General features: G+C 63.6%; 16 protein-coding genes and 1 riboswitch. Of the genes, 14 read left to right on the forward strand and 2 right to left on the reverse strand.

The genetic code is table 11. From position 1 onward, the window contains the following. Window positions 1–51 precede the first annotated feature (51 nt). A riboswitch (FMN riboswitch) is annotated at window positions 52–252 on the reverse strand. Between the two features lie 121 nt (window positions 253–373). Then, the gene (locus tag ACFQ95_RS00665; RefSeq protein ID WP_422828855.1) at window positions 374–2,884 is read left to right on the forward strand and encodes a DEAD/DEAH box helicase; all 2,511 of its coding nucleotides are present in this window, start codon (window positions 374–376) and stop codon (window positions 2,882–2,884) included. A gap of 183 nt (window positions 2,885–3,067) precedes the next feature. After that, window positions 3,068–4,651, forward strand: coding sequence for a Na+/H+ antiporter (locus ACFQ95_RS00670; protein ID WP_422828856.1), 1,584 nt, complete (start codon window positions 3,068–3,070; stop codon window positions 4,649–4,651). A gap of 84 nt (window positions 4,652–4,735) precedes the next feature. On the opposite strand, the gene ACFQ95_RS00675 is transcribed toward ACFQ95_RS00670, so the two are convergent. Next, on the reverse strand, window positions 4,736–7,813 hold the full coding sequence (locus tag ACFQ95_RS00675) for a PAS domain-containing sensor histidine kinase (protein WP_422828857.1): 3,078 nt from the start codon (window positions 7,811–7,813) through the stop codon (window positions 4,736–4,738). A 203-nt stretch (window positions 7,814–8,016) separates the two neighbouring features. Between ACFQ95_RS00675 and ACFQ95_RS00680 the strand changes: the two genes are divergently transcribed. From ACFQ95_RS00680 to ACFQ95_RS00735, 12 genes are all read left to right on the forward strand, one after another. Then, window positions 8,017–8,892: a response regulator gene (locus ACFQ95_RS00680; RefSeq protein ID WP_422828858.1), complete on the forward strand. Its 876-nt coding sequence runs from the start codon at window positions 8,017–8,019 to the stop codon at window positions 8,890–8,892. 84 nt (window positions 8,893–8,976) lie between these two features. Then, window positions 8,977–10,677 carry a thiamine pyrophosphate-binding protein gene (locus ACFQ95_RS00685; RefSeq protein WP_422828859.1) on the forward strand — a complete coding sequence of 567 codons (1,701 nt, stop codon included), beginning with the start codon at window positions 8,977–8,979 and terminating at the stop codon, window positions 10,675–10,677. 452 nt (window positions 10,678–11,129) lie between these two features. Continuing rightward, window positions 11,130–11,795: a GntR family transcriptional regulator gene (locus ACFQ95_RS00690; protein ID WP_422828860.1), complete on the forward strand. Its 666-nt coding sequence runs from the start codon at window positions 11,130–11,132 to the stop codon at window positions 11,793–11,795. Then, window positions 11,795–13,276 carry a malonyl-CoA decarboxylase gene (locus ACFQ95_RS00695; RefSeq protein ID WP_422828861.1) on the forward strand — a complete coding sequence of 494 codons (1,482 nt, stop codon included), beginning with the start codon at window positions 11,795–11,797 and terminating at the stop codon, window positions 13,274–13,276. Before ACFQ95_RS00690 ends, ACFQ95_RS00695 begins: the two co-directional genes overlap by 1 nt. 86 nt (window positions 13,277–13,362) lie before the next feature. Then, a complete protein-coding gene (locus ACFQ95_RS00700) occupies window positions 13,363–15,489 on the forward strand; it encodes an alpha/beta hydrolase domain-containing protein (protein WP_422828862.1) in 2,127 nt (708 codons plus the stop codon). Between the two features lie 56 nt (window positions 15,490–15,545). Beyond that, a complete protein-coding gene (locus ACFQ95_RS00705) occupies window positions 15,546–16,535 on the forward strand; it encodes a Bug family tripartite tricarboxylate transporter substrate binding protein (protein ID WP_422828863.1) in 990 nt (329 codons plus the stop codon). Between the two features lie 39 nt (window positions 16,536–16,574). Continuing rightward, window positions 16,575–17,342 carry an enoyl-CoA hydratase/isomerase family protein gene (locus tag ACFQ95_RS00710; protein ID WP_422828864.1) on the forward strand — a complete coding sequence of 256 codons (768 nt, stop codon included), beginning with the start codon at window positions 16,575–16,577 and terminating at the stop codon, window positions 17,340–17,342. Window positions 17,343–17,366: 24 nt separating this feature from the next. Continuing rightward, the gene (locus tag ACFQ95_RS00715) at window positions 17,367–18,899 is read left to right on the forward strand and encodes a malonate--CoA ligase (RefSeq protein WP_422828865.1); all 1,533 of its coding nucleotides are present in this window, start codon (window positions 17,367–17,369) and stop codon (window positions 18,897–18,899) included. A 224-nt stretch (window positions 18,900–19,123) separates the two neighbouring features. After that, complete coding sequence (locus ACFQ95_RS00720; RefSeq protein ID WP_422828866.1) at window positions 19,124–19,996, forward strand: ABC transporter permease subunit; 873 nt, start codon at window positions 19,124–19,126, stop codon at window positions 19,994–19,996. After that, window positions 19,993–20,766 carry an ABC transporter ATP-binding protein gene (locus tag ACFQ95_RS00725; protein WP_422828867.1) on the forward strand — a complete coding sequence of 258 codons (774 nt, stop codon included), beginning with the start codon at window positions 19,993–19,995 and terminating at the stop codon, window positions 20,764–20,766. Before ACFQ95_RS00720 ends, ACFQ95_RS00725 begins: the two co-directional genes overlap by 4 nt. 84 nt (window positions 20,767–20,850) lie before the next feature. Then, the gene (locus ACFQ95_RS00730; RefSeq protein WP_422828868.1) at window positions 20,851–21,861 is read left to right on the forward strand and encodes an NrtA/SsuA/CpmA family ABC transporter substrate-binding protein; all 1,011 of its coding nucleotides are present in this window, start codon (window positions 20,851–20,853) and stop codon (window positions 21,859–21,861) included. Between the two features lie 7 nt (window positions 21,862–21,868). Continuing rightward, the gene (locus ACFQ95_RS00735) at window positions 21,869–24,256 is read left to right on the forward strand and encodes a molybdopterin guanine dinucleotide-containing S/N-oxide reductase (RefSeq protein WP_422828869.1); all 2,388 of its coding nucleotides are present in this window, start codon (window positions 21,869–21,871) and stop codon (window positions 24,254–24,256) included. Here the strand turns inward: ACFQ95_RS00735 and ACFQ95_RS00740 are convergent. Further along, a complete protein-coding gene (locus tag ACFQ95_RS00740; protein ID WP_422828870.1) occupies window positions 24,237–25,784 on the reverse strand; it encodes a methyl-accepting chemotaxis protein in 1,548 nt (515 codons plus the stop codon). The two genes, ACFQ95_RS00735 and ACFQ95_RS00740, sit on opposite strands and share 20 nt — an antisense overlap. Between the last annotated feature and the right edge of the window lie 144 nt (window positions 25,785–25,928).

Here is a 25,928-nt window from a genome sequence, read left to right on the forward strand (position 1 = left end):
GCACGGCTCCGGCATGCAGCAGCGCAGGCGCGCCCGGCCATGAACCATGGTTCGCGCTCTCTTTCATCCGGACTTTAAGAGTCTGTTGATGGCCCTAAATAGGCCGCTTACAGGCTCTAACCGTCGGCTCCGGAGTCACACCGGATCTGCTGACCCCGGCCACACCGTTGCCGATGTCGCCAGGCGCTCGCGGGCTTGCCCCTTTCGGGTATCACCGCCGGTGAGGAATTACACCTCGCCCTGAGAACGCTGCCCCGGAAAATTGGCCGGGGCTCAAAAATTATAGGCATACGTTGGAAACTTTGCTGGCAGCAGGTTGCTGGCCGACAACTGGAAAGGCCGGGCGCTCGGGCGACAATCGTTGCACTTCGCCATGCCCATCTCTCCTCGCCCTTCCAAGCCCCGCGCACCCGCAGCCACCAGCAAGACCGCCAAACCGCCGGTGGTAGGGGTAGCCCAATCGTTCGACGGCCTTCACCTGGGCGGCTGGCGCCCGCGCATAGAGTTGCGCACGCTGGGCCGGGGGGATGGCCTGCTGGGCATGATGGCTTGCGGCGGTTCTGGCCCGCGCGGGCCTGACGTCACCGTGGCATTACTCGACTGGTTGGCGCCCACCGGCAACCCAACCGAGTCCCCCGTGCCCAAACCCTTGGCCGCCGCCAGCTTTGAGCTGCAGCAAGCCGCACAGCGCGGCATGGCCGCCATGGGCTTCTTTCCCGTGCCGCCACAGGCCTTGCAATGGCGTGCGGCAGACCTGGGGCAAAGTCTGGGCACGTGTTGGACGTTGGCGCAGGAACCTTACTTTGCCGATTTTTGGGCCGAGTCTGTGCCGCAACTACAAGCCCTGGGCTGGGTGGTGTGGGTGCGCCCCGGCTTTGCGCACCATAGCGTGCCGGTTTCGGCCTGGCGCCTGGTGTTGGAGCCAGGCACTGGCGCCGTGCTGGGCCAAGCGGTGGATGGCCCGCTGCAACCCGCCCCGCCGCCCGTGACCGGCTTGGGCCTGGCGCGCCGTGAAGGCAGTTGGCTGCTGAGCCTGGGCGTGGAAGTTGATGGAGAGCAGCTTGACCTGGCGCCCATGCTGGCCGATCTGCTGCGCCGCGATTCACGTTGGCTGTATGCCGACAAACTCGCTGCCATCGATGCCCTCGACCTGGTGCAACTGCGCGCCCCTGGTGGCCGTCGCATCGAAGCCCCGGCGGGGCCTATCAAAGACATTGTGGCCGCCATGCTCGACGTGTTGAGCACCACCCGTCGCGCCGGCCCGCTGCCGCTGGCGGGCTGGGACATGTTCCGCCTCGACTCGTTGCGTCAGGGCCTGAGCGAAAGTGCCCAAGCCTTGGCCAAACGGGCCGGTGAACACGGCCGCTGGCAACTGCAAGGTGCTGACGGCTTGCAGTTGCTGGCCCTGCGTTTAGGCAAAGCCGGTGGCCCCAGTGCTGTGGTGGCGCCCGAGGGTTTGACGATCACGTTGCGGCCCTATCAACTTGAGGGCCTGGCCTGGCTGCAATACCTGCGCGAACAACAACTCGCCGGCATTCTGGCGGACGACATGGGGCTGGGGAAAACCGCGCAAACCTTGGCGCATATCCTGGTGGAGAAAAACGCCGGTCGGCTCGATTGCCCCGCGCTGGTCATCGTGCCCACTTCGCTGTTGTTCAACTGGCAGGATGAAGCGCGGCGTATGGCGCCCGGTTTGCGTGTGCTCACGCTGCATGGCAGCCAACGCGAAGCGGTGCACGCGCAGATGGGGCAAGCCGATCTGGTGCTCACCACCTACAGCCTTTTGTGGCGTGACGTGCGGGTGCTGGCCGCGCAACCGTTCCATCTGCTGGTGCTGGATGAAGCACAAACCGTGAAGAACGCCGCTGGCCGCGCCTCACGCGCCGTACGCCGCCTGCAGGCGCGCCACCGGCTGGCCTTGACGGGCACACCACTCGAAAACCACCTGGGAGAATTGTGGGCGCAGTTTGACTTTTTGATGCCCGGCTTTTTGGGCGATGTGCGCGGCTTCTACCGCCAGTGGCGCAAGCCGATTGAAGAGGGTGGTGAAACGCAGCGCGCTGCCGCCTTGGCGAAGCGCGTGCGCCCGTTCATCTTGCGCCGCCGCAAGGCTGAGGTGGTGACCGAGTTGCCGCCGCTGACCGAGGTGCTGCGCCGCGTGGAACTGCAAGGCCAGCAGCGCTTGTTGTACGAGAGTGTGCGCGTGGCTGCCGACCATGTGGTGCGCCGTGTATTGGCCAAACGCGGGCTGGAGCGGGCACAGATCAGCGTGCTTGGCGCTTTGCTGCGCTTGCGCCAGGTCTGCTGCGACCCGCGTCTGGTGCGCGGCCACGCACTGGCGGGAAACATGGAGCATGCCAAGCTGGAATTGCTCTGCGACATGTTGCCCACGCTGGTGGAAGAGGGCCGGCGCGTGTTGGTGTTCTCGCAGTTCACGTCGCTGCTGGACTTGATTGGCGACGAACTGACACGGCTGCAATTGCCATGGCTGAAGCTCACCGGGCGCACGCCGCCAGCGCAGCGCGGTGCCGTGGTGGCGCGCTTTCAGGCGCTGGCCGAACCGGTCCTGCTGGTCAGCCTGAAGGCGGGTGGTTTGGGCTTGAACCTTACCGCGGCCGATACCGTGATCCACATGGACCCGTGGTGGAATCCGGCGGTCGAAGCCCAGGCCACGGCACGTGCGCACCGCATAGGCCAAACGCAGAACGTGCTGGTCTACAAGCTGCTTGTGCAGGGCAGCATAGAAGAGCGCATGCTGGAGCTTCAATCGCGCAAGCAGGCGCTGGCCAGCGGTGTATTGGGCGAAGATCGTGTGGGCTTGAGCAAGTTCAATCAGAACGAGTTGGCCGCTTTGCTGGCACCGCTAGATCACGGCCATTTTTAAGGAAGCCAAGCGCCTGTTTTCTGGGCGGGTTCAGCACCGTTAGACTGGGCGGTGCGCGATGGCAGACGCCACATAGCCCGCAACAATCGGGTAGTTGAAATGTGCGCTTTCTGAACGTTCAATGTAGTCAAATGTGTTCACGGGCCTTCGTCTCGTACAACCCCACTTCTTGAAAGCCGTTTTATGCATCCAGTGCAAACCTTCGAATTGCTCATGGTGATGCTGGTGGCCATCATCGCGCTGCATTTCCTCGCACACAAATTTGGCCTGCCTCCGGCTGTGGCCTTGCTTGCCGGCGGCAGCCTGCTGGCCTTCATCCCCGGTGCGCCAACGGTGTCGCTGGACCCTGAGTTGATCCTGGTGGTGTTTCTGCCGCCGCTGCTGATGGATGGCGCCTGGTTCACCCCTTTGGCGCATTTCAGACGGCATCTGGTGGGCATATGCTCGCTGGCCGTCGGTGCGGTGATCTTCACCACCGCTGTCGTGGCCGTGGTCACCCATTGGCTGGTGCCGTCGCTGCCCTGGGCCGCTTGCGCGGCGCTAGGGGCCATCGTGTCCCCGCCAGATGCGGTGTCTGCCAAAGCTGTGCTGCAGCGGGTGCGTTTGCCGAAACGGCTGGCCACCCTGCTCGAAGGCGAAAGCCTGCTCAATGATGCGACCGGTCTGGTGCTGTTTCGCTTTGCTGTGGCGGCGGCGATTTCTGGCTCGTTCAGCATGTTGGACGCGGTAGGCAGTTTTGCTGTTCTGACGATAGGCGGTGTGGCGGTGGGCGCGGCCATCGGTGCGTTGTGGGTGCTGCTGGTGCGAAAACTATTGGATGAGTATTTGATCATCGCGGCATCGGTGTTGACCTGTTGGCTGGCCTACATTGCGGGTGAGATGCTGCATGTGTCCGGTGTCATCGCCACCGTCACCACAGGCCTGGTCTGTGGCTGGTTTCAGCATGTGGTGTTTTCTGCGCATGTGCGGGTGCGAGCCGTGGGTTTCTGGACGGTTTTCGTCTTCTTGCTGGAAGCATTGGTGTTCATCTTGATTGGCTCGTCGCTGCGCGGGGTGGTCGAGCGCATGGGCGGGCTGGGCTCCATCGTCGAGCAGATGGGCCTGCCGATACTGCTCATCGTGCTGGCCATGACCTTGGCCCGATTGGCCTGGGTCTATGCATCGGATCTGCTGCTTCTCTTGCTGCAGCGGCTGGGCCTCACACAAAAGCCCTCTCTGGGGCTCAAGTCGGCGACCATCGTGGGTTGGGCCGGCATGCGTGGCGTTGTCACGCTGGCCGTGGCGCTGTCGTTGCCCGAAGACATGCCTGGCCGCGATTTCATGCTGATCAGCGCCTTTGCCGTGATTTTTGCGACCGTGCTGATCCAGGGCATGACGCTGGGGCCGCTGATTCGCTGGCTCGGGGTCAAGGAAGTCGAGGCACGGCACACGCGCTTCAGCCGGTCCCAGGCCGAGGCGGCGGTGGCTCAGGCGCAGTTGGCGACGGTTGAGCGCCATGCGTACGCCGAAGACGGCGGGTTGCTGCATCCCAAGTTGTTGGCGCAGTACCAACGCCAGGCATCAGCCGCGGCCAACTATTCGGGCAATGAAGAACATTACGCTGCCGATGTGCAGGCGCATTTCAACGTGGTGCTGGCCGCGATTGCCGCCGGGCGTCTGGAACTCATACGGCTGCACCGGGCCGGCGAAATCGACGATGAAACTTTGCATGCCCTGGAGCACGACCTCGATCTGGAGGAGATCAGCGCGGTGGCGGCCAAATCTTGATGCGAGTTGTGCCGGGTGCTTGACTCTGCCTCAGGAAGGCAAGCGGATACGCCAGGGGAGGCTGCGACTTGTTCAGTCGCCGGCTTAAATCGTGACCGTGAAATGGCTGCCGCTGTGCTGGCTGCTGCGCACCTCCACCTTGCCGCCATGGCGCTCCACGGCTTTCTTGACAATCGACAATCCCAGCCCCGTGCCCTGTATGTTGCCGACATTGCTGGCGCGGTGAAACGATTCGAACAGGTGCGGGATTTCGTGTGTGGGAATGCCTATGCCCTGGTCGATCACATCGAAGACCGTGTGCCGCCCTATGGCATGCACCTGCAACTGCACCTGCTCGCCCGAAGGTGAGTATTTGATGGCGTTGGATAACAGGTTGTTCAGGATGTGGCGTAACAAGCGTTCGTCAAAGCTGGCTTTGGCTGAGGGCAGTTTGTAGACCAGCACCACCTGGTTGGGCGAATCTGTGTGTTGGCGACGGGCGTCATCTATGCAAGCCAGGCACAAGCGCTGCAGATCGATGTCCTGCGGGTGGAAGTCGAGCAGCTGAGCGTCGGCCCGGCCAATCAACAACATGCGGTCAAGCATGCGTGTCATGCGGTGCACGTTGGCCTCTATGCTGCCCAGCAGTTCCAGTTGTTCGGTTTCGGGCAGGCGCGCACCGTAGGTCTTCACCAGTTCGGCGGAGGACAGTATGGTGGCCAAAGGTGTGCGGAATTCATGGCTGGTCATCGACACAAACCGTGAGCGCAGCGCATTGAGTTCTTTCTGTTGCTCGAGTGCATTGCGGATGCCGTCCTCCGCATTACGCCGCTCGGTAATGTCCAGCAGTGTCCAGATCACGCCGGCGTCGGGGTTGCGATCGACCACGCACCGGCCAGCCAGTTGCACCCAGAAGCTCTCGCCGTTGCGGCGTACCAATTGACGCTCGCAGGTGTAGTGGCCGTGGTTGCGCAGATTGTCCAGCGTGACCTGGCCATCGTGTTGGTAGCTGGCTTCGTTGACGTAGAAGACCCGGGTGGATTTGCCCACCAGGTCCTGCGCGCTATAACCCAGCATTTCGGAGCACTTGTGGTTGACCCACTGGATGCGCCGCGCAATGTTGAAGACGATGCCGACCAGCGCACTGTTGAAGATGGCTTCGCGCTCGGACGAGGTGCGCTGCAGTGCCTCTTCCAGGGTTTTGCGTTGCGTGATGTCCAGCACCGTGGCAACGATGCCGCGTTCGGGGGTGTTGCCGTCGACGGCCTTGGCCGACACCACGGCCCAGAACAGGCTGCCATCGGCTCGGCGCATCTGCATTTCGTTCTGGAACACCTGGCCATTTCGCAGGCTGTGCTCAATTGCGTGCCGTGCGGCTGCAAAAGCCTCGGTGTCGGAAAACATCTCGGCCCAGGTGGTGGGTGCACGTGGAAACAAAGGTGGAATGCCTGTGTTGTTGCCAGGTGCGCTGCTCCAGCCGAAGATGCGTGAGAGGGCGCGGTTGGACCAGCGCAACACCTGGCGCTCAGTCAAAAAGGCTATGCCCACGAGGGAGTTTTCCAGAATGGTTTCGCGTTCACCCAGGGTGTTGCGCAACTGCTCTTCCAGTGTTTTGCGTTGTGTCACATCCGAGAAAAAGGTCAGTGTGGCGTCTTCGCCGTCCCATGGCACCAGGGTCACACCGATGTCCACCCAGGTGATGCTGCCGTCAGCGTGCTGCAGGCGCAACTCATAACGATTGGGAACCTCCAAACCGGCCAGCCGGCGGCGTTGCCGCTCTAGCACCATGGGGCGGTCGTCCGGGTGGATGGCGGCCAGGAAACCCTGGCGCATCATCTCGCTGCGTGACATCCGAGTGATCAGCGTGGCGCGTTCGTTCACAAATACAAAACGCTCGTTTTGCACCACCACCATGCCTTCACCCACGTGTTCCACGACGGCCCGGTAACGTTCTTCGGAGCGGTGCAACGCCGCCATCATGGTTTTGCGCTCGGTGATGTCAGTGAAGAACACCATCGTGGCCTGGGTCTCGGACCAAGGCACCACTGCCGTGCCCAGCTCTATCCACAGCAGGCTGTTGTCGGGCGTGTTCAGGCGCAGTTCCAGGCGGCCCGACAGGCCGCTGCCCGGGCGCCGGCGGTGCTCGCGCAGACGGGTAAAGTCTTCCGGATGTAATAACTGGCGCGGCGAGGTCTGTTCGAATTCGGCGCGCGTCAGACGCAAAATCTCCAATGCCCGTCGGTTCACGAAGACCACCTTCTCGGGCGCTCGGTGGCGGTCGTGATCACCGACGTGATCGTCCTGGTGCAGCACCACCACACCTTCGCCCGCGTGCTCCAGCACCGCGCGGTAGCGTTCTTCGGAGGCGCGTACGGCCTCCAGCATTTCCTTGTTGTGCGTGATGTCGGTAAAAAAGGTAAGGCTGGCGGGCTTGCCGTCCCACGGCACAACACTCACACCTATGGCAATCCAACGTACGGCGCCGCCGGGCAGCAGCAGCCGCACCTCGTAGTGGCTGTTGACCACTTCTCCGGCCAGACGACGACGCTGGCGCTCCAGTACCAGGGCATGGTCTTCAGGGTGCACGCGGTGCAGAAAGCCGATGTTCTGCATCTCTGCCACTTGCATCTGCACAATCTCGGCTGCGCGTGCATTGGCAAACACCACCACCTCGTTCTGGATCACCAACATGCCTTCGCTGACGTGTTCCACGACGGCTCGGTAACGCTCTTCGGAATGGCGCAGCGCCGTCTGCGACGCACCTTGCTGGCGGGTGTCGCGCAGCACTACCCCCCAGGCCGCGACATCGCAGGAATCGGTGACCTGAGCCGGCGGCAATGCAAAAGCCGACAGCTCGATCTGCTGCCGAGCACCATCGCCCGAAATGAAGGCCAGTATGGTGGTGAAAGTTGCCGCCTCTGCCGTGGCCACTTCGTTGTGCCAGGCAGCAGGATCGGCATCGGGAAACAAGGCTCGAACCGGCTGACCGCGCAACAGCGCAGACGGGCGCCCCAGCAGGCGCGCGGCCGCCGGGTTGCTGTCGAGTATCTGGCCGCGCATGTCCAGCATCAACATGCCGTCCGGGGCCGCCTGCCACCAGGCGCCTGAAACAGCCGCAAATCCTCCCGCGCCGCAGAGGCCGTCGAGAGGCTGGGTGGGTTCGGGCTGAGGCTGGGCGGACATGGTGCAGTCAAACGTTTTGAGCCGGAGAACGAAAGCAGGTTCTGAGAGTCTAGGCAGCAGAAAGAGCATGCGAATGCCTATGATTTTCCAGCGTGGGTGTTGCTGTCAAGCCGACGCGAGCCTGCCGAGATTCACCCATGGTGGCGCATGCCTCGCTGAGGCGGTCATACAATCCGGCCCAAGCACAGGAAGGAGGCGGCGCCATGGCCGGTGAATCCAACGTGAATCCGCAATTGCTGGTTGTCGACGACGAGCCAGAGTTGCGCAACGTACTGTCCAAGTATTTTGTGTTCAACCAGTTCGAGGTACGCACCGCAATGGATGCGGCCGAGGCGCGAGTCCTGTTGGCGCAGCGCCTGCCCGACGTGATGCTGATCGACGTGCACATGCCGGGTGAAAGCGGCCTGTCTCTGGCGCGCTGGCTGCGCGAAACCCATCCCCGAGTCGGCCTGGTGATGCTGACCGCTGCCAGCGACACGGTGGACCGCATCGTCGGCCTGGAGCTTGGCGCCGACGACTATGTCACCAAACCTTTTGAGATGCGCGAACTGCTGGCCCGCATGCGCAGTCTGCTGCGGCGCCTGGGCACTACCCGTGTGATGGACGCAGAGGCCGCCGAGCGGCGCGCGGCGCAGAATGGCAACACACCGTTTGCGGCCGCAAGCGCCGGCCTGGGGCAGGCGGGCCAGGGTAACGGGCTAGGCGCCGAGAATGGCGCTGGCTTGGGGAGTGGCCATGACCATGGAAGTGGGCATGGCAACCCTGCGGCGCAGGTCTACAGGTTCGGCCGCTGCATGCTCGATGTGGAGGGCCGCCGCCTGCTCAACGCCGATGGTCTTGAGGTGCCGATCACCGTGGCCGAGTATGAGTTGCTGGTGCTGTTTGCGCGCCACCCGAACCGGCCTCTTACGCGCGACCAGATCATGGAAGCCCACGGCAGCCGCCGCTGGGAGGTGTTTGATCGCTCCATCGATTTGCGCATCATGCGCCTGCGCCGCAAGGTCGAGCCGAATCCGGCCAAACCCTCGGTGCTGAAAACGGTGCGCGGCGTCGGCTATATTTTTGTACCTGCTGGTTGAGATGCATGCATTTCATTAACCATGCGGCACGGCTTTGCGCGCGCTGTCGCTCCAGTAGCCAAACCAACCGATTCAAGGATTTCGATGACCACTCAGATCGCCGGCCACCTGCTGGTGCAGTGCCTGGTGCAGCAGGGCGTGACCCACGCCTTTGGTGTGCCGGGTGAAAGTTTTCTTGCCGTGCTTGACGGCTTCCATGCCTACCGCGAGCAGATCCAGTTCATCATCAACCGCCAGGAGGGCGGTGCGGCCTTCATGGCCGAGGCCCACGGCAAGCTGAGCAACCGCCCCGGCGTGTGTTTTGTCACACGCGGGCCTGGCGCTACCAATGCCTCAATTGGTGTGCATACGGCCTTTCAAGACTCCACCCCGATGGTATTGTTTGTCGGCGATGTGGCCAGCGACTCACGCGACCGCGAGGTGTTCCAGGAGGTGGATTACCAGGCCTTTTTTGGCCCCAGCACCAAAGGTTTTGCCAAACGCGTGGAGCGCATAGACGACCCCAAGCGTATTCCTGAATACGTGGCCCGCGCCTTCGCCACCGCCATGAACGGCCGCCCCGGCCCGGTGGTGCTGGTGTTGCCCGAAGACATGCTGACGCAAACGGTGGCGGTAGAACCCCTGCCACGCGTAGAAGCCGTGCAAGCCTGGAGCGACCCCGGCGCCTTGCGCAGCCTGCGCAGCATGTTGCTGGCGGCACAGCGCCCGCTGGTGATCGCCGGTGGCAGCGGCTGGACGCCGCAGTCGGCCCAGGCGCTGCAGCGCTTCGCCGAGAACTGGCGCCTGCCTGTGGGCAACGCGTTTAGGTTTCAAGACACCTTCGACAACCATCACCCGCTCTACGCCGGTGACGTGGGCATAGGCATCAACCCGAAACTCGCAGCGCGGGTGCGCGAGGCCGATTTGATCCTGGCCATAGGCCCGCGCCTGGGAGAGATGACCACCGGCGGCTACACGCTGATCGAAGCGCCCAAGCCGAGGCAGAAGCTGGTGCACATCCACGCCAGCGCCGAAGAGTTGAACCGCGTCTACCAGGCCGACCTGGCGATCAACGCCACCATGAACGCCGCCGCGCGCTCGCTGGAGGTGTTGACCGCGCCGCTGGAGCTGCCATGGGAGGCGTGGACACAGGCGGCCAATGCCGACTACCTGGAGAACCTGCAACCCCAGGCCTTGCCGGGCCCGGTGGACATGCCGGCCATCATCAAGACGCTGCAGCGCCATCTGCCGCCAGATAGCTTTGTGACCAACGGCGCGGGCAACTTCGCCAGCTGGATGCACCGTTTCTACCAACACCACGGCCTGGCCAAAGGCTACAAGACGCAGTTGGCGCCGACCAATGGCGCCATGGGTTACGGCGTGCCCGCCGGTATTGGTGCGGCCATCGCCACCGGGCGCCTGGCGTTCACCATCGCCGGTGATGGCGACTTCATGATGAACGGCCAGGAGTTGGCCACCGCCGTGCAATACGGCGCCAAGACCATCATCGTGCTGCTGAACAACGGCATGCTTGGCACCATACGCATGCACCAGGAGCGCGAGTACCCGCAAAACGTCAGCGGCACACAGCTGCGCAACCCGAACTTCGTCGCCTTGGCGCAAGCCTATGGTTATGCGGCCACACGCATCACCGACAGCGAGGATTTCGAGGCCGAGTTGCTCGCGGCGCTGGCGCGGCCCGAGGGCACATTGATTGAAGTGGTGCTCGACCCCGAGGTGATCACCACACGCGGCACCTTGGCGGCGATCACCAAGGCCGCCCAAGCCCGGACCAAGTCCGCTTGAGCCTGAAGTGCGCGCGGCGTGGTGTGAGCGGGCGCAATCCGGGGCGGAGAGCGAACCGGCCGCTTCCCTGAGCGCTGGTTCCACATCCGCCCGAGGCGCACGCAGCGCCTTGAGTAGCTTTGCGGCAATCTGACCGCTTCGAGAGATGCGCCGGTTTGCCTGCAAACCTGGTCTCACTGGCAGTTGGGGTTTGCCTATTGAAGCGGGTGAAGTCCACATAAAGCCCTGAGACCCGTTTCAACCGGTGTTTGATAGATCCATAATTACGGGTAATTATGGAAAATAATGCGCCCGGTTCTCGGTTAAGGTTGCATCTATTGGGCGGCTAATGGGCCGTTGGATCTTGCCGATCCGGCGGAGTTTGCAAACCCTGGGGATGCAGAACATCCCTGGCGCCCCAGTGCCGCTGGGGCGGTGTTCACCTCAGCTCTTTTGGAAAGTACTTTTTCGTTATGCGCCTCGTCCACAACTCGCTGCACGATGATGTTGCAGACCGTCTGCGCGAAGAGATTTTTTCCGGCAGCTTTGCGCCTGGCAGTTTTCTGGACGAAGTGGCGCTGTGCGAAAAACTCGCCATCTCGCGCACACCGCTGCGCGAGGCCTTGAAGGTGCTGACCGCCGAAGGCCTGTTGCGCCACGAGCCGCGCCGGGGCTGCTTTGTGAACCAGGTGACAGAAAAAGACCTGGACGAGATTTTTCCGGTGATTGCCTTGCTCGAAGGGCGCTGCGCCTTTGAGGCCGCGCGCAACGCCAGCGATGCCGAATTGCTGGCCCTGGAGTCCATGCACGACAAACTGGTGAAGGCCGCGCGTGCCAAACGCATCAACGATTACTACGCCGCCAACTTTGCCATCCATGAAGCCATCATCGCCTTGGCCGACAACCGCTGGCTGGCGCAGGTCATCAGCGATCTGCGCAAGATACTGAAGCTTGCGCGCCTGCAGCAGTTGCATGCGCCGGGCCGGCTGGCGCAAAGCCTGGCGGAGCACCTGGCCGTGTTTGCTGCCCTGAAAGCGCGTGACAGCGAGGGCGCTGACGCGGCCATGCGCACACACCTCACGCGCCAACGCGAAGCGTTGCGCGAGTTGGCCTTGCAGCAAAAGTCGAGGTTGGCTTGATGAATACCCCTAACTGGATTTCCCGCAGTCTTTTTCAGCGCAAGGTGTCGGCGGAACCGGCCCAGGGCCAGGGTTCCGAGAAAAAAACGCCTTCAGCGCCTGCTGCAATTGCGGAAGCTGCTCCCAAAAAAGGAGTAAACGCGCGCTCCACCCACGAACGCCTGCAGGCGCAGTTGCGCCAACGTGATGAGGCCTTGTCGCCGCGCCTGCTGCGCCGCGCGCTGGACGACCTGCGCGCCATCATCGACGAGCGCGTGAGCGAGGTCGAAGGCGGGCGGCGTGCCCAAACCTTGGCCGGTTGGTACATCGATGCGAATCTGGAGCGCCGACGCGACCTGTGGCTGTTGATGAGTGAGCAGTTTGTCGCCGACCCGGCCCAGGTGAAAAAAGCCCAGGCGCAGTTTGCCAAGGCCGTGGGTACAGCCGACGAGGCGCTGGCCGAAGTGGAGTACCGGCGCGCCACCGTGTCACCGCGCCGCCGCCTGTTGCAGCGCTTCAGCGTGTTTCCCGATGGCATTCGTTTCCTGGTGGAGATGCGCGCCGAGATGACGCCTTTTCTCAAAGGTGATAAACGTCTGCAGGCGCTAGACGTGGAGATGGAGTACATGTTCTCCACCTGGTTCGATGTCGGTTTTCTGGATCTGCGCCGCATCACCTGGGACTCGCCCGCGTCGCTGATCGAAAAGCTGATCCAGTACGAGGCGGTGCACGACATCAAGAGCTGGGCCGACATGAAGAACCGGCTCGACTCCGATAGACGCTGCTACGGTTTCTTCCATCCGCGCCTGCCCGGCGTGCCGCTGATATTCGTCGAGGTGGCGCTGGTCGAAAAAATCGCCGCCAGCATCACACCGCTGCTCGATGAATCGGCCGACGCCGCCGACCCCGGCCGTGCCAACACCGCCATCTTCTATTCCATCAGCAACACCCAGGTGGGGCTGCGTGGTGTGAGTTTTGGCGACTCGCTGATCAAACGCGTGGTGGAAACTTTGAAGGCTGAGTTTCCGCATCTGAAGACCTTTGCCACGCTTTCACCCATCCCCGGCTTTCGGTCCTGGTTCTCGCGCAACTGCGCAGCCGTGCTGGCACTGCTGCCGCCCAAGGAGCTGGCCGAGGTGGGGCGCGCCGTGGGCTTCGAGCCGCCAACGCCGGAGCATGTTTCAGGCGCCTTGGACAAGGTGCTGGACCTGCCCGAAGCTTCCGCCGTGCGCAAGTTCCTGCTGCGCGCCGCCGCGCAGTACCTTGGCCGCGAGATGACCGGCGGCCGCCCCACAGACCCGGTGGCGCGTTTCCATCTGGGCAATGGCGCACGTGTGGAGCAGCTCAACTGGGCGGCCGACCCTTCGAACAAAGGCATCAAACAGTCGTATGGCGTGATGGTCAACTACCTCTACGACTTGAAGAAACTCGACCGCCACCGCGCGCTGCTCTGGCAGGGCAAGGTGGCGGTGTCGAGCGAGGTGACAGCGCTGTTGCCATAGCGCTGGGCCCGTGCGGCGTTTGCTGGCGTGATCGCCATCCGGGCGGAATTTTCGTGTTTGCAAATCAAAAATGAAAGAGACAACACATGCGAAAGTTGCTTTGGGCCCGGCTGGCTGCTGCCGTTTGCTGCGCCCTTTCCCTGACCAGCGCACAAGCCCGCGTGACGCGTATCGTCATAGACGAAACCGTTGCGCTGCCGGCTGAAGCCTCGGGCGGCATGGCTTTTGAGCGTTTGGCGGGCCGCGCATTTGGCGAGTTGGACCCGCGTGCGCCGGGCAATACCATCATCCAGGATGCGGCCCTGGGCACCGAGGCCGACGGCAAGCTGCGTTATGTCGCCACCTTTGTGCTGACCAAGCCGGTGGACCTGCGCCAGGCCAGTGGGTTGATGTGGCACGAAGTGCCCAACCGTGGCAACGGCCGACCCAGCGTGGTGCAGGAGCGTGCTTTTGGCGATATCGATTTGAACAGCGCTTGGCAAGGCGACAACGCCGGCACCACGGCCGTGCGGCCTACTGCCTCGGTGGCGGGCACACATTGGCTGCAACTGCCCGTGGCCAAAGGCCCGGGCGGGGCGCGCATCACGGGCGAGGTGTTTGGCCGCATCGTCAACCGCGCGGGTGCGGCTTCACAAGAACCCATCGTGCAAGGTAACCCTGTGCCCTACAAACCCATGAGCCTGGACACGGCGCAGGCGCGCTTGGTGTCGCGCCGGGCCGAGTCCACACGCGGCGAGGTGATTGGCGAAACGACCATCGCGCCCGGCGACTGGGCTTGGGCAAAGTGCGACGCCAGCACGCCCTTCCCGGGCGTGCCAGACGCCACGCAGATCTGCTTGAAGAACGGTTTTGATGCCTCGCTGCTCTACCAGGTGGTCTACAAAGCCGCCGACCCGTATGTGCTTGGCGTGGGTTTCGCGGCCTGGCGCGATGTCGGCCAGTTCTTCAAAAGCGCCAAGGCCGACGACAGCGGCACGGCCAACCCGGTGGCCGGTGTGGTGACCCACAGCATCGGCCGTGGTGTGTCGCAGTCGGGCAACTTTTTGCGCGGCTGGCTGCACCTGGGTTTCAACCAGGACGAACGTGGCGCCGCCGGCCAAAAGCTGCACGACGGCCTGTGGCCCATCATCGCCGGGCGGCGCATTGCGCTGAACTTCCGCTGGGCCCAGCCCGACGGTGTGCTGGAGTTGTACCAGGCCGGCAGCGAGGGCCCGCAATGGTGGGCACCCGCCGCCGACGCCTTGCGCGGCGGCGCAGCGGCAGGCATTCTGGACCGTTGCACGGCCACTCAAACCTGCCCCAAGGTGATGGAACACTTTGGCTCGGCCGAAGTCTGGGCGCTGAAGCTCACGCCCGAATGGGTGGGCACCGATGGCAAGGCCGACCTGCCGCTGCCCGCCAACGTGCGCCGCTACTACATCGCCAGCTCCAACCATGGCGGCGGTGCGGGCGGCTTTGACAGCAGCCTGCCCGGCGTGGGCCTGCCCACCACGGGCGCCATGTGCCCCGGCAACAACTACGGCACCGGCATATTGCCGGCCAACCCCGTGCCACACACCGAAACCGTCAACGCGCTGCGTGTGCACTTTCGCAACTGGGTGATGCGCGACGTGGCGCCGCCCGCCAGCCGCTGGCCTACCTTGGCCGCCAGAGCCGGCGAGACACGCGGCACACTGGCCCCGGCCACCAAGCAGGGCATTGGTTTCCCCACGCTGCCGCAGCTGCGCTCTACCGTGCCCGAGCCCGACTTCATCATGCCGGTGCTCGACTACGACTGGGGCCCGGACTTCCGCGCGACCGATGGTTCGGGTGTGGCCAGCAACGCCCCGCCACCCATACGCCAAGTGCTGCCGATGTGGGCGCCACGCGTTGATGCCGATGGCAACGAACTCGGTGGTGTGCCCGTGGCCTTGCTGGGCGCGCCGCTGGGCACCTACCTGGGCTGGAACATTACGGCCGGCGGTGCAAGGCCGTTCCACCAAGGGCAGATTTGCAATTACGTCGGCGGCATGGTTCCATTTGCGCGCACGGCTGCCGAGCGTGCCGCCACGGGCGATCCCCGGCCATCGCTGCAAGAGCGTTATGGCAGCCACGACGGTTATGTGCAGGCGCTGCAGCGCTCGGCCGAAAAGGCCGTGGCAGAAGGCTTTTTATTGCCCGGAGATGCGGCCAGCCTGGTGAAGGCTGCGGCGGCCAGCGCGGTGCTGAAGTAACAGGGTTTGAGTGAGCGAGTGCGTTAGAAAACTAAATTCAACAGGAGACAAATCACATGACGACATTTCAACGACGCAAGGTCTTGCGCTGGGCAGCTTTTGGTGCCGCGGCGGCTTCCACGCCCTGGCTGCACGCGCAGTCGGCCTGGCCATCCAAGCCGGTCACGCTGATCGTGCCTTTTCCCGCGGGCGGCGGCACCGATGCGTTTGCGCGCCCACTGTCGGCGCAGTTCGCCAAACAGTCGGGCAAAACACTGGTGATTGAAAACAAGGGCGGTGCCGGTGGCACGTTGGGCGCCGGCCTGGCCGCACGCGCCACGCCCGATGGCTACACCTACTTCATGGGCGCCGTGCACCACGCCATCGCGCCGGCCATGTACCCCAAGCTCGATTACGACATCCAGAAAGACCTGGTGCCCATGGCCTTGCTGGCCAATGTGCCGCAGGTGCTGGTGGTCAACCCCAAGAACGTCGGTGTGCCGGACTTCAAGTCCTTCATGACCCTGGTGCGCTCCAGCCCTGGAAAGCTCAATTACGGCTCGGCCGGCACGGGTACCTCGCACCATTTGGCGGGCGAACTGTTCAAGCAGCAGACGCGTACCTTCATCACGCACATTCCCTACACCGGTGCCGGGCCGGCGCTGCGCGATCTGGTGTCGGGGCAGGTGGACATGATGTTCGACGGGCTGGGTTCGTCGGCAGCACACATCAAGGGTGGGCGTATCAAGGCGCTGATGGTGTCCGGCAAACAGCGCAACCCCGCATTCCCTGACGTGCCCTGTGCCGCTGAAGTCGGCCTGCCAGACTACACCGTGACCACCTGGTACGGCCTGTGGGCGCCCAAGGGCACACCCGCCGACATCCAGGCCCGCATGATTGAAGAAGTGCGCAAGGCCGGCGCCAGCGACGAACTCAAAGCCATCTGGGCCGCCAACGGCGCAGATTTTCCAAACATGTCCCAGGCCGAGTTTGGCGCCTTCGTCAACGCCGAGATCGCGCGCTGGGCGGCGGTGGTGAAGGCGTCTGGCGCCAAGTTCGATACCTGAAACGGCATACTTGCACTTTTGACTCCACGCCACACTTCGATGCCCGGAACCATCACTCTCGATCCCCTTGCGCAACTCCCAGGTGTGGCCGTAGTGACCATCGCCCACCCCGGCCGCCTGGGCGCCATGACACGTGCCATGTGGCTGTCGCTGCGCGAAGTGTTTGAAGCCGTGCAGCGCGATGCCGCTTGGCGTTGTGTGGTGGTGCGTGGTGAGGGCGGGGCGTTTTGCGCCGGTGGCGATATCTCCGAATACCCAAGCTTTCGTTTTCAGCAGGCTAGCCTGCGCCAGTTCCACGAAGAAGACGTGTGGGGCGGTTTGCAGGCCATGCTGAACTGTGACGTGCCGTTGCTGGCGCAGATCGACGGTGCCTGTATGGGCGCGGGTGTGGAGATTGCCGCCTGCTGCGACATCCGTGTGGCCGCGCGCGGCGCGAAGTTTGGCGCACCGATTGCCAAGCTGGGCTTTCCCATGGCGCCGCGCGAGGCGCAACTGGTGGCGCGGGTGCTGGGCGACGCCACCGCGCGCGACATGTTGCTGGCCGCCAGTGTGTTCGATGCCGAGCAGATGGCCGCGCGTGGCTTTTTGAGCCAGGTGTTGCCTGCGCAAGAGGTGGCGCCCCATGTGCTCACGGTGGCGCAGCGCATTGCCGCGCTTGCGCCGCTTGCCGCACGGCTGAACAAGCAAACCCTGCGCGCGCTGCAGCCGCCGCTGGACGAAGATTTGCATGCATACGATTACGCCAGCAGCGCCGAACATCAAGAAGGCATCACCGCCTTCCTGGCCAAACGCCCGGTCGCTTTTTGAATTGTTTTTTCTGACCTTAGACCTATGAGTTCACCTAACGCCAACCTGTTTTCCGCCCTGCGTGCCGCCTTTCCTGCTGACCTGAACGCAGTCGCCATCGAAACCGACCAGGGCCTGCTCTACACCTGGAGCGACCTAGATCGCGCCAGCGCCATGATGGCCAACCTGCTGGCCTCGCTGCAATTGCCGCCTGGCGCGCGCGTGGCGGTGCAGGTGGAGAAATCGGTGGAAGCGCTGGCGCTGTACCTGGCCACGCTGCGCGCAGGCCTGGTGTTCCTGCCGCTGAACACCGCCTACCAAACCAGCGAAATCGAATACTTCATCACCAATGCCGAACCGGCGGTGGTGGTGTGCACCGCCAAGAACTTTGGCTGGGTGAGCAAGATCGCCTTCAAGGCCGGCACACAAAACGTCTACACGCTGGACGACGACCGCAGCGGCTCGCTGCTGGAGCGCGCCGCCCACCACAGCGACCAACACACACCCGTGCAGCGCAGCGCCGATGATTTGGCCGCCATCCTCTACACCAGCGGCACCACCGGCCGCAGCAAGGGCGCCATGCTGAGCCACGGCAACCTGCTGAGCAATGCGCAAACCCTCAAGGACTATTGGGACTGGCAAGCCGGCGACGTGTTGATCCACGCCCTGCCCATCTTCCACGTACATGGCTTGTTTGTCGCCATCCACGGCGCGTTGCTCAACGGCAGCAAGATGTTGTGGTTCGGCCGCTTCGACCCCAAGGGCGTGCTCGCCAAATTGCCCGAGGCCACGGTGTTCATGGGTGTGCCCACCTTGTACGTGCGCTTGCTGCAAGAGCCCGGCCTCACGCGTGAAGCGGTGCAGAACATGCGGCTGTTCATCTCGGGCTCGGCACCGCTGCTGATCGAAACCTTCAAAGACTGGCAAACCCGCACCGGCCACACCATTCTGGAGCGTTACGGCATGAGCGAAACCGCCATGCTGACCTCCAACCCCTGCCGCGCCAGCGACGGCGAGCGCCGTGGCGGCACCGTGGGCTTTGCATTGCCCGGCGTCACGCTGCGGGTGGTGGATGATGCCGGCCAAGCCGTGCCGCAGGGCGAGATTGGCGGCATTCAGGTGCAAGGGCCAAACGTCTTCAAGGGTTACTGGCGCATGCCCGAGAAAACGGCCGAAGAGTTCAGCGCTGACGGCTTCTTCAAGACCGGCGACGTGGGCCGTGTGGATGCCGACGGCTACGTGACCATCGTCGGCCGCAGCAAGGACCTGATCATCAGCGGTGGCTACAACGTCTACCCGGCCGAGATTGAGGGCTTCCTGAATGACCTGCCCGGCGTGGCCGAGAGCGCGGTGGTGGGTGTGCCGCACCCCGACTTCGGCGAAGTGGGCGTGGCGGTGGTGATTGCGCGCCCGGGTGCGACACCCGACCCGGCGCAACTGCTGGCGCAGCTCAAGGCGGGCCTGGCCAATTTCAAGATCCCTAAGCAGTGTTATGTGGTCGAAGGCCTGCCACGCAACACCATGGGCAAGGTGCAGAAGAACCTGCTGCGTCAACAATACAGCGGGCTGTTTGCTTAGGCACTGCAATGCCCGGCCGTTAGGCGTAGGCGCGGGCGCGGAGGCCAAGCCTCCATAAATCGCATATAGAACTGCGAAACACTTCGTTGATGGGCGAAGCTGTGGCTGTTGAAATTGTCGGCACTTCTTCTTTGCCGAGATACCCTCAACATGCCACGCCGCCATCTTCGCGATCTGCTCAGCGCAGCGCATCAGCCCAGAGCCTCATCAACGCTGGTGCGGCCATGAGCGACACCACCGCCCGTTTACCCGCTGGTGCCGTGCCCTTGGCATCGGCACCAGCCTCGTCATCACTTGCCAAGGCCAGCCCACAGTCGCGCCGTCTGGGCGCACGTGGCCTGTGGTTGATCTCCTGGCTGGCGCCCGTGCTGCTGGTGTTGTTGTGGGAAGCCGCAGCACGTTCGGGCTGGCTGTCGGCACAGGTATTGCCCGCGCCCAGCAAGGTGTTCGTCACCGCGCAAGAGTTGGTGGAAGAGGGGCGCCTGCTGTCTGATCTGGGTGTGAGCCTGCTGCGTGCCGCGGCCGGTTTCACCATAGGCGGCGTTATCGGTTTTGTGCTTGGCACATTGGTCGGTTTTTCACGCCTGGCCGAAGCGCTGCTGGACCGCAGCGTGCAGATGGTGCGCGCCATTCCGTTCCTGGCGTTGTTGCCGCTGGTCATCGTCTGGTTTGGCGTCGATGAAGGCGGCAAGATCTTCCTGGTGGCTTTGGGCGTTTCGTTTCCCATCTACATCAACACCGTTCTCGGCATCCGCCAGGTTGACCCCAAGTTGCTGGAGCTGGGGCGCGTCACCGGCCTGAGCACGTTGACCCTGGTGCGGCGCATTGTGTTGCCCGGCGCCTTGCCATCCATCCTGACCGGTGTGCGCTACGCCTTGGCCACGGCCTGGCTGGCCTTGGTGGTGGCCGAGACCATTGCCACCACCTCCGGCATAGGCTTTTTGGCCATGGATGCACGCGAGTTCCTGCGCACCGATGTGATTGTGCTGGCCATCGTGGTCTACGCCTTGATCGGCATAGGCGCCGACGGCATCACCCGACTGCTGGAGCGGCGCCTGCTGGCCTGGCACCCTAACTATGCAAGGCGCAAGGCATGAGCAACGCAGTGAAAAAAGATAGCGGCTCCCACAGTTCCGCCGTGCGTGCAGAGCTTGCAGAGCATCTGGCGGCATCGGTGCGCGGCCTCAAGCGGGTGTATGGCGCGCGTGCGGTGATCAACGGGCTGGATCTGTCGATTCAGCGCGGCGAGTTTGTCGCCCTGCTGGGCGAAAGCGGTTGTGGCAAGACCACCTTGCTGCGCACCTTGGCCGGGTTGGATGTGGTGGACGCCGGCAGCATGGCCGCGCCGCCGCGCCCGGCCGTGGTGTTCCAGGAGCACCGCCTGCTGCCCTGGGACACGCTCTGGCGCAACGTGGCGCTCGGCTTGCCGGAGGCCGAGGCCAGTCGTGCGCTTGCGCTAGCAGCACTCGATGAAGTCGGCCTGGGCGACCGTGCCGACGACTGGCCGCGCAACCTGTCTGGCGGCCAGGCGCAACGTGTGGCCCTGGCCCGCGCCTTGGTGCAAGACCCACGCCTGCTGCTGCTCGACGAACCCTTTGCCGCGCTGGATGCACTGACGCGTATTCGCATGCAAGGACTGGTCAAGGAACTGGTGGCGCGTCACCGGCCGGGTGTATTGCTGGTGACGCACGACGTGGACGAAGCCATCGCGCTGGCCGACCGTGCGCTGGTGATGCGCGACGGCGTGATCGCCGCCGAGTACCCGGTCTCGGCCCAGGCGCGTGCCCACCGCTCGCACCCGGACGCGGTGGCGCTGCGCGACCAGCTGCTGACAGAACTGGGTGTAGTCGCCGAGCCCGCGCTTTAGCGTCCACTGCCGCAATTTGCTGTGCCCCAAGCGGGCACAGCACCTTTCTTTTGGCCTTCCATTTTTCTTTTGGAGAACGATTTCATGCTGACCCCTGAGCAAGCCTTGTCTGCCTTGTCCCGCCGTGGCTTTTTGCGCACCAGTTCTTTGGCTTCTTTGGCACTGGCCGGTGCTGGCGCCATGCCAAGCTGGGCCGCACGCACCGGCCGCAACACCGACACCGTGCGCCTGGGCTGGGGCCGTGGTGGTTTGCCGCTGCTGGCCAAACAACGCGGCGAGTTTGAAAAGCGCCTGGCCAAGGACAACATCAAGGTGCAGTGGGTCGGGCCGTTTCCCAACCACGCACCCTCCTTGCAGGCGGTGACCGGCGGCAGCGCCGACTTCAGTTTTGGCGGCAGCACCACACCGGCGCTGGCCGCCATCATTGCGGGATCGCCCCTGGTGTTCACCAATTTCCTGGTGGTCAACCCGCGCAGCACGGCCATCATTGCCAAAGACGCCTCGGGCATCAAATCCATCAAGGACTTGGTGGGCAAATCGGTGGCGGTCAACCGTTCTGGCCTGGGCGAGTTTTTGCTCGTGGCTGCGCTCGAAAAACATGGGGTTGACCGCAAGCAGGTGAAATTTGTCTACCTCAATCCGCCAGACGCGGCACCGGCATTTGGCGCGGGCAAGGTGGATGCGTGGTCGATGTGGAGCCCGGGTGTGGACATTGCACGCGCCGAGTACCAGGCCCACGACATCTTCTTTGAAGGCAAGGACCTGGACTTCGGCATCGACTTCAGCTCCTGGCTCACCACGCGCAAGTTCTCCGAAGAAAACCCCGACCTGGTGCGCGCCGTGAATGCGGCCTTTGTGGAGGAGGGCCAATGGGCCTCGGCCAACGCAAAAGAGGCTGAAATCATCAACCAGAAAGAAGGTGGTTACTCCGACGACGTGCGCAACACGCTGGCGGGCCTGAAGCGCAGCTACGACTTCCACGCCATCGACGACAGCAAGTTCGTCCAGGGCCTGCAGTTCGCCGCCGACTGGTTGGCGCAGCGGCAGATTCTGCCCAAGAAGGTGACGGTGGCGGACCAGCTCGCCAAGCTGTAAGACCTGCATGTCGGACTCTCTCCCGAACGATACTTCCACGTACACATCCACGCATTGGGGCGTTTACCGCCCGGTGGTCGAGGGTGGGCGCCTGCGTTCTCTGGAGCCCGCGCCCTGGGATGCGGACCCGTCACCCATAGGCCAATCCATCCCCGAGGGTATTCACGCACCCGCGCGGGTGCGCAAGCCGGCGGTACGCGAAAGTTATTTGCGCGCCGCACGTGCGGGCCATGCACACAGCAGCCCGCGCACACGCGGCCAGGATGCGTTTGTCGAAGTGGGCTGGGACGAAGCGCTGGACCTGGTGGCCAGCGAATTGCAACGCGTGCGCCAGCAGCACGGCAACAGCGCTATTTATGGCGGCAGTTATGGCTGGTCGAGTGCCGGGCGCTTTCACCATGCGCAGGGCCAATTACACCGCTTCTTGAATGGCTTTGGTGGCTACACCTACAGCGTGGACACCTACAGCCTGGGGGCGGGTCGTGTGTTGCTGCCACATGTGGTGGGCCCCACCGACGCCTTGCTGCAGCAGCACACCGCGTGGAGCGTGCTGGCCGAGCACTGCGAATTGTTTGTGGCCTTTGGCGGCCTGCCGCTGAAGAACGCGCAGGTCAGCCCCGGTGGCGCCAGCGACCACCAGTTGCGCAGCGCCCTGGCGCGTATGCAGGCGCGCGGCACACACTTCGTCAACATCAGCCCGCTGCGCAGCGACCTCGACGGTGTGGCGGGCGCCGAGTGGCTGCCGATTCGCCCCGGCACCGATAGCGCCCTGATGCTGGCGTTGGCCTATGTATGGATCAGCGAGGCATTACACGACACACAGTTCCTGGCCAGCCACACGGTAGGCTTTGAGCGCTTTGCGCCTTACGTATTGGGCCACACCGACGGCGTAGCCAAAACTCCGAGCTGGGCCGAGGCACTCACCGGCATAACCGCCGACAGCATCGTGTTGTTGGCGCGGCGCATGGCGGCGCACCGCACGCTGGTAAACAGCGCCTATGCCTTGCAGCGCGCGCGCCATGGCGAGCAGCCGTTCTGGATGACGGTGGTGCTGGCGGCCATGCTGGGACAGGTGGGTTTGCCGGGTGGCGGCTTTGGCTTGGGCTACGGCTGCATGAACAACACCGGCAGCGGGCGCTCGGCGTTTTCCGGCCCGCGTTTGCCGCAGGGCGACAACCCTGTCAAAACCTATATTCCGGTGGCGCGTGTGGTCGACATGCTGCTGCAGCCCGGCGCCGCATTTGACTACAACGGCAAGACGCTGCACTACCCCGATACACGGCTGGTGTATTGGGCGGGCGGCAACCCATTTCACCACCATCAGGATTTGAATCGCCTGGTGCAAGCCTGGCAACGGCCCGAAACCATCGTTGTGCACGAGCCGTTCTGGACCGCCACCGCGCGCCACGCCGACATCGTCTTGCCGGCCACCACCCCCATGGAGCGTGACGACATTGGCAGTGCTGCGAGCGACCGCTTCATGGTCGCCATGAAGGCCGTGCAGCCCCCGGTGGCGCAGGCGCGCGACGACTACCAGATCTTTTCCGACCTGGCCCAGCGCCTGGGCTTTGGTCGCCGCTTCACGGAAGGGCGCAACCCGCAGCAGTGGCTGGCACACTTGTTTGAGGGCTCACGCACACGCGCCCAAGCGGCTGGCATTGCGTTGCCCGCGTTTGAAGATTTTTGGCGCGAGGGCTTGTTTGAAATTCCCTTGCCGGAGCGGCCCACGGTGTTGCTGCAGGACTTCCGTGCCGACCCGCTGGCGCACCCGCTGCCCACACCTTCGGGGCGTATCGAGATCTACAGCGCCACCATCGCCGCGTTTGGCTACGACGATTGCCCGGGCCACCCGGTTTGGTTGCAGGCACCGGTGCCAACACACGCCCTGCACCTGGTGTCTAACCAACCCCTCACCCGCCTGCACAGCCAGTACGACCACGGCAGCGTCAGTATGCAAAGCAAGATCGCCGGGCGCGAGCCGCTGACCCTGCACCCGGCCGATGCCGCAGAACGTGGCATCAACGCCGGTGACGTGGTGCAGGTGTTTAACCACCTGGGCGCGTTTCTCGCCGGTGCGCGGCTCAGTGAAGACGTGGCGCGTGGTGTGGTGCAAATTGCCACGGGCGCCTGGTACGACCCTTTACACGACTCTTTGGTCGACCCGTTAAATGCCAGCACACCCGGCCGCCTGGACGTGCACGGCAACCCCAACATGGTCACGCCGGATGAGGGCAGCTCGCGTTTATCGCAGGGCTGCGCGGCGCAGTCGGCACAGGTGGAGGTGCGCTTGTGGACCCAAGCTGTGCCACCCGTGTGTGTGTTTGCGCCGCCGCGGTTTGCCCAGGAGCGCGCCTCGGCTGGAGCCGCTGTCGAGGCTACTGAGGCGACAACTTGAACACCGCCACCGTGTTCACCAGTTCTTGCGATTGGCTGCGCAAGCTGCTTGCGGCGGCGGCCATTTGTTCCACCAGTGCCGCGTTCTGCTGCGTCACCTGATCCATCTGTGTCACGGCATCACCGATCTGCGAGACACCCAGGCTTTGTTCGGTGCTGGCGGCGCTGATCTCACTCATCAGGTCGGTCACGCCGCGTATGCTGGTCACCATCTCTTGCATGGTGCTGCCTGCGCGGTCCACCAGGGCATTGCCGTGGTCCACGCGGCCCACGCTGTCGTTGATCAGCGCCTTGATCTCCTTGGCGGCACCGGCACTGCGGCTGGCCAGGCTGCGCACTTCACTGGCCACCACGGCAAAGCCACGCCCTTGTTCACCCGCGCGTGCGGCTTCCACCGCGGCGTTCAAGGCCAGGATGTTGGTCTGGAAGGCAATACCGTCGATCACGTTGATGATGTCGGCAATCTTCTTGCTCGAATCGCTGATGCCACGCATGGTCTCGACCACTTCGCTCATCACGCTGCCGCCCTGCAGCGCCACGGTCGAGCTGCCCTTGGCGAGCTGGTTGGCCTGTAGCGCGTTGTCGGCGTTTTGTTTCACGGTGGCGCTCAGTTCCTCCATGCTCGCCGCGGTTTCTTCCAGCGCGCTGGCCTGGTTTTCGGTGCGCGCCGACAGGTCGTGGTTGCCCTGGGCGATTTCTTCACTGGCGGTGGACACGGCATCCGAGCCCAGGCGTACACGGCTGACGATGGTCGACAGGTTGGCCTGCATCTCGGCCAGACTTTGTAGCACCTGGCTGACCTCATCACGGCCACTGGTGTCTATGCGGCTGGTGAGGTCGCCGCGCGCCACGGCGGCAGATACCGCAGTTGCATGCGCCAACGCACGCGAGATGCCCTGGACCAGCACCACGCCGAACGCCACGGCTACCGCCACGCCCAACAGAATGCAGGCGATGGCGGTATTGCGAATGCTCTCGTAACGCGACACCGCCTTTTGATATTCATCCTCGGCCACATCGGTCTGCAGCTTCATCAGCGCATCGATGGACTGCTGCACACCTGCGGCTTGCGCCGCGACCTTGGTCTGGTACAGCGTCTGCGCTTCATCCAGGTCGCCCTTGCGCAGCGCCTCGGCCGTCGGGCCAATGCCGCCGCGTGAAAACGCCGTGGCGGCTTCGTTGAAGGCCTTGGCCAGGCGCTCTTCTTCGGGTGTCAGCGTGGTCGCCATGTAGTCTTTCCAGACGGCCAGGTTCTTTTGTACGTTGTCGCGCAGTTCCTTGCTGTTGCGCTCTATGGTGGTGTTCTCGGGCCGGATCAGCATTTCCATCACCAAGGCGCGGTTGCGGTTGATGATGTAGTTGATGTCGGCCAGTTGCTTCAGCGGCACCGTGCGGTCTTGGTAGACGGTGCGCAAACCTTCGTTCGATTGCTGGGTGCCGTAGAGGCCCAGCAAACCTATGCCTATGAGCAGCAAGGACAGCAACGCGATCAGAAACGACAGCCGGGTGGAGACTTTTAAGTTGTTCATAAGTGGGGATTGGGCCAAGGGTGAAACGCACACATCGATGTATGGCGTTGCATGGCAGGGTGTTGGGGCTGGGCCTTGAAAGGATGACGCGGTGTGTGTTGCCAAGCAAATGTGAATGAAGAGGTGCGTCGTTGATTGCCCTGC

Source organism: Variovorax sp. HJSM1_2, from assembly GCF_049316285.1.
Classification (GTDB): domain Bacteria; phylum Pseudomonadota; class Gammaproteobacteria; order Burkholderiales; family Burkholderiaceae_C; genus Rhodoferax_B.

Bases quoted from the DNA above. Each gene is read 5' to 3' on its own strand.
- ACFQ95_RS00665 (WP_422828855.1), top strand. From the start codon at position 374: ATGCCCATCTCTCCTCGCCCTTCCAAGCCCCGCGCACCCGCAGCCACC.
- ACFQ95_RS00670 (WP_422828856.1), top strand. From the start codon at position 3,068: ATGCATCCAGTGCAAACCTTCGAATTGCTCATGGTGATGCTGGTGGCC.
- ACFQ95_RS00675 (WP_422828857.1), bottom strand. From the start codon at position 7,813: ATGTCCGCCCAGCCTCAGCCCGAACCCACCCAGCCTCTCGACGGCCTC.
- ACFQ95_RS00680 (WP_422828858.1), top strand. From the start codon at position 8,017: ATGGCCGGTGAATCCAACGTGAATCCGCAATTGCTGGTTGTCGACGAC.
- ACFQ95_RS00685 (WP_422828859.1), top strand. From the start codon at position 8,977: ATGACCACTCAGATCGCCGGCCACCTGCTGGTGCAGTGCCTGGTGCAG.
- ACFQ95_RS00690 (WP_422828860.1), top strand. From the start codon at position 11,130: ATGCGCCTCGTCCACAACTCGCTGCACGATGATGTTGCAGACCGTCTG.
- ACFQ95_RS00695 (WP_422828861.1), top strand. From the start codon at position 11,795: ATGAATACCCCTAACTGGATTTCCCGCAGTCTTTTTCAGCGCAAGGTG.
- ACFQ95_RS00700 (WP_422828862.1), top strand. From the start codon at position 13,363: ATGCGAAAGTTGCTTTGGGCCCGGCTGGCTGCTGCCGTTTGCTGCGCC.
- ACFQ95_RS00705 (WP_422828863.1), top strand. From the start codon at position 15,546: ATGACGACATTTCAACGACGCAAGGTCTTGCGCTGGGCAGCTTTTGGT.
- ACFQ95_RS00710 (WP_422828864.1), top strand. From the start codon at position 16,575: ATGCCCGGAACCATCACTCTCGATCCCCTTGCGCAACTCCCAGGTGTG.
- ACFQ95_RS00715 (WP_422828865.1), top strand. From the start codon at position 17,367: ATGAGTTCACCTAACGCCAACCTGTTTTCCGCCCTGCGTGCCGCCTTT.
- ACFQ95_RS00720 (WP_422828866.1), top strand. From the start codon at position 19,124: ATGAGCGACACCACCGCCCGTTTACCCGCTGGTGCCGTGCCCTTGGCA.
- ACFQ95_RS00725 (WP_422828867.1), top strand. From the start codon at position 19,993: ATGAGCAACGCAGTGAAAAAAGATAGCGGCTCCCACAGTTCCGCCGTG.
- ACFQ95_RS00730 (WP_422828868.1), top strand. From the start codon at position 20,851: ATGCTGACCCCTGAGCAAGCCTTGTCTGCCTTGTCCCGCCGTGGCTTT.
- ACFQ95_RS00735 (WP_422828869.1), top strand. From the start codon at position 21,869: ATGTCGGACTCTCTCCCGAACGATACTTCCACGTACACATCCACGCAT.
- ACFQ95_RS00740 (WP_422828870.1), bottom strand. From the start codon at position 25,784: ATGAACAACTTAAAAGTCTCCACCCGGCTGTCGTTTCTGATCGCGTTG.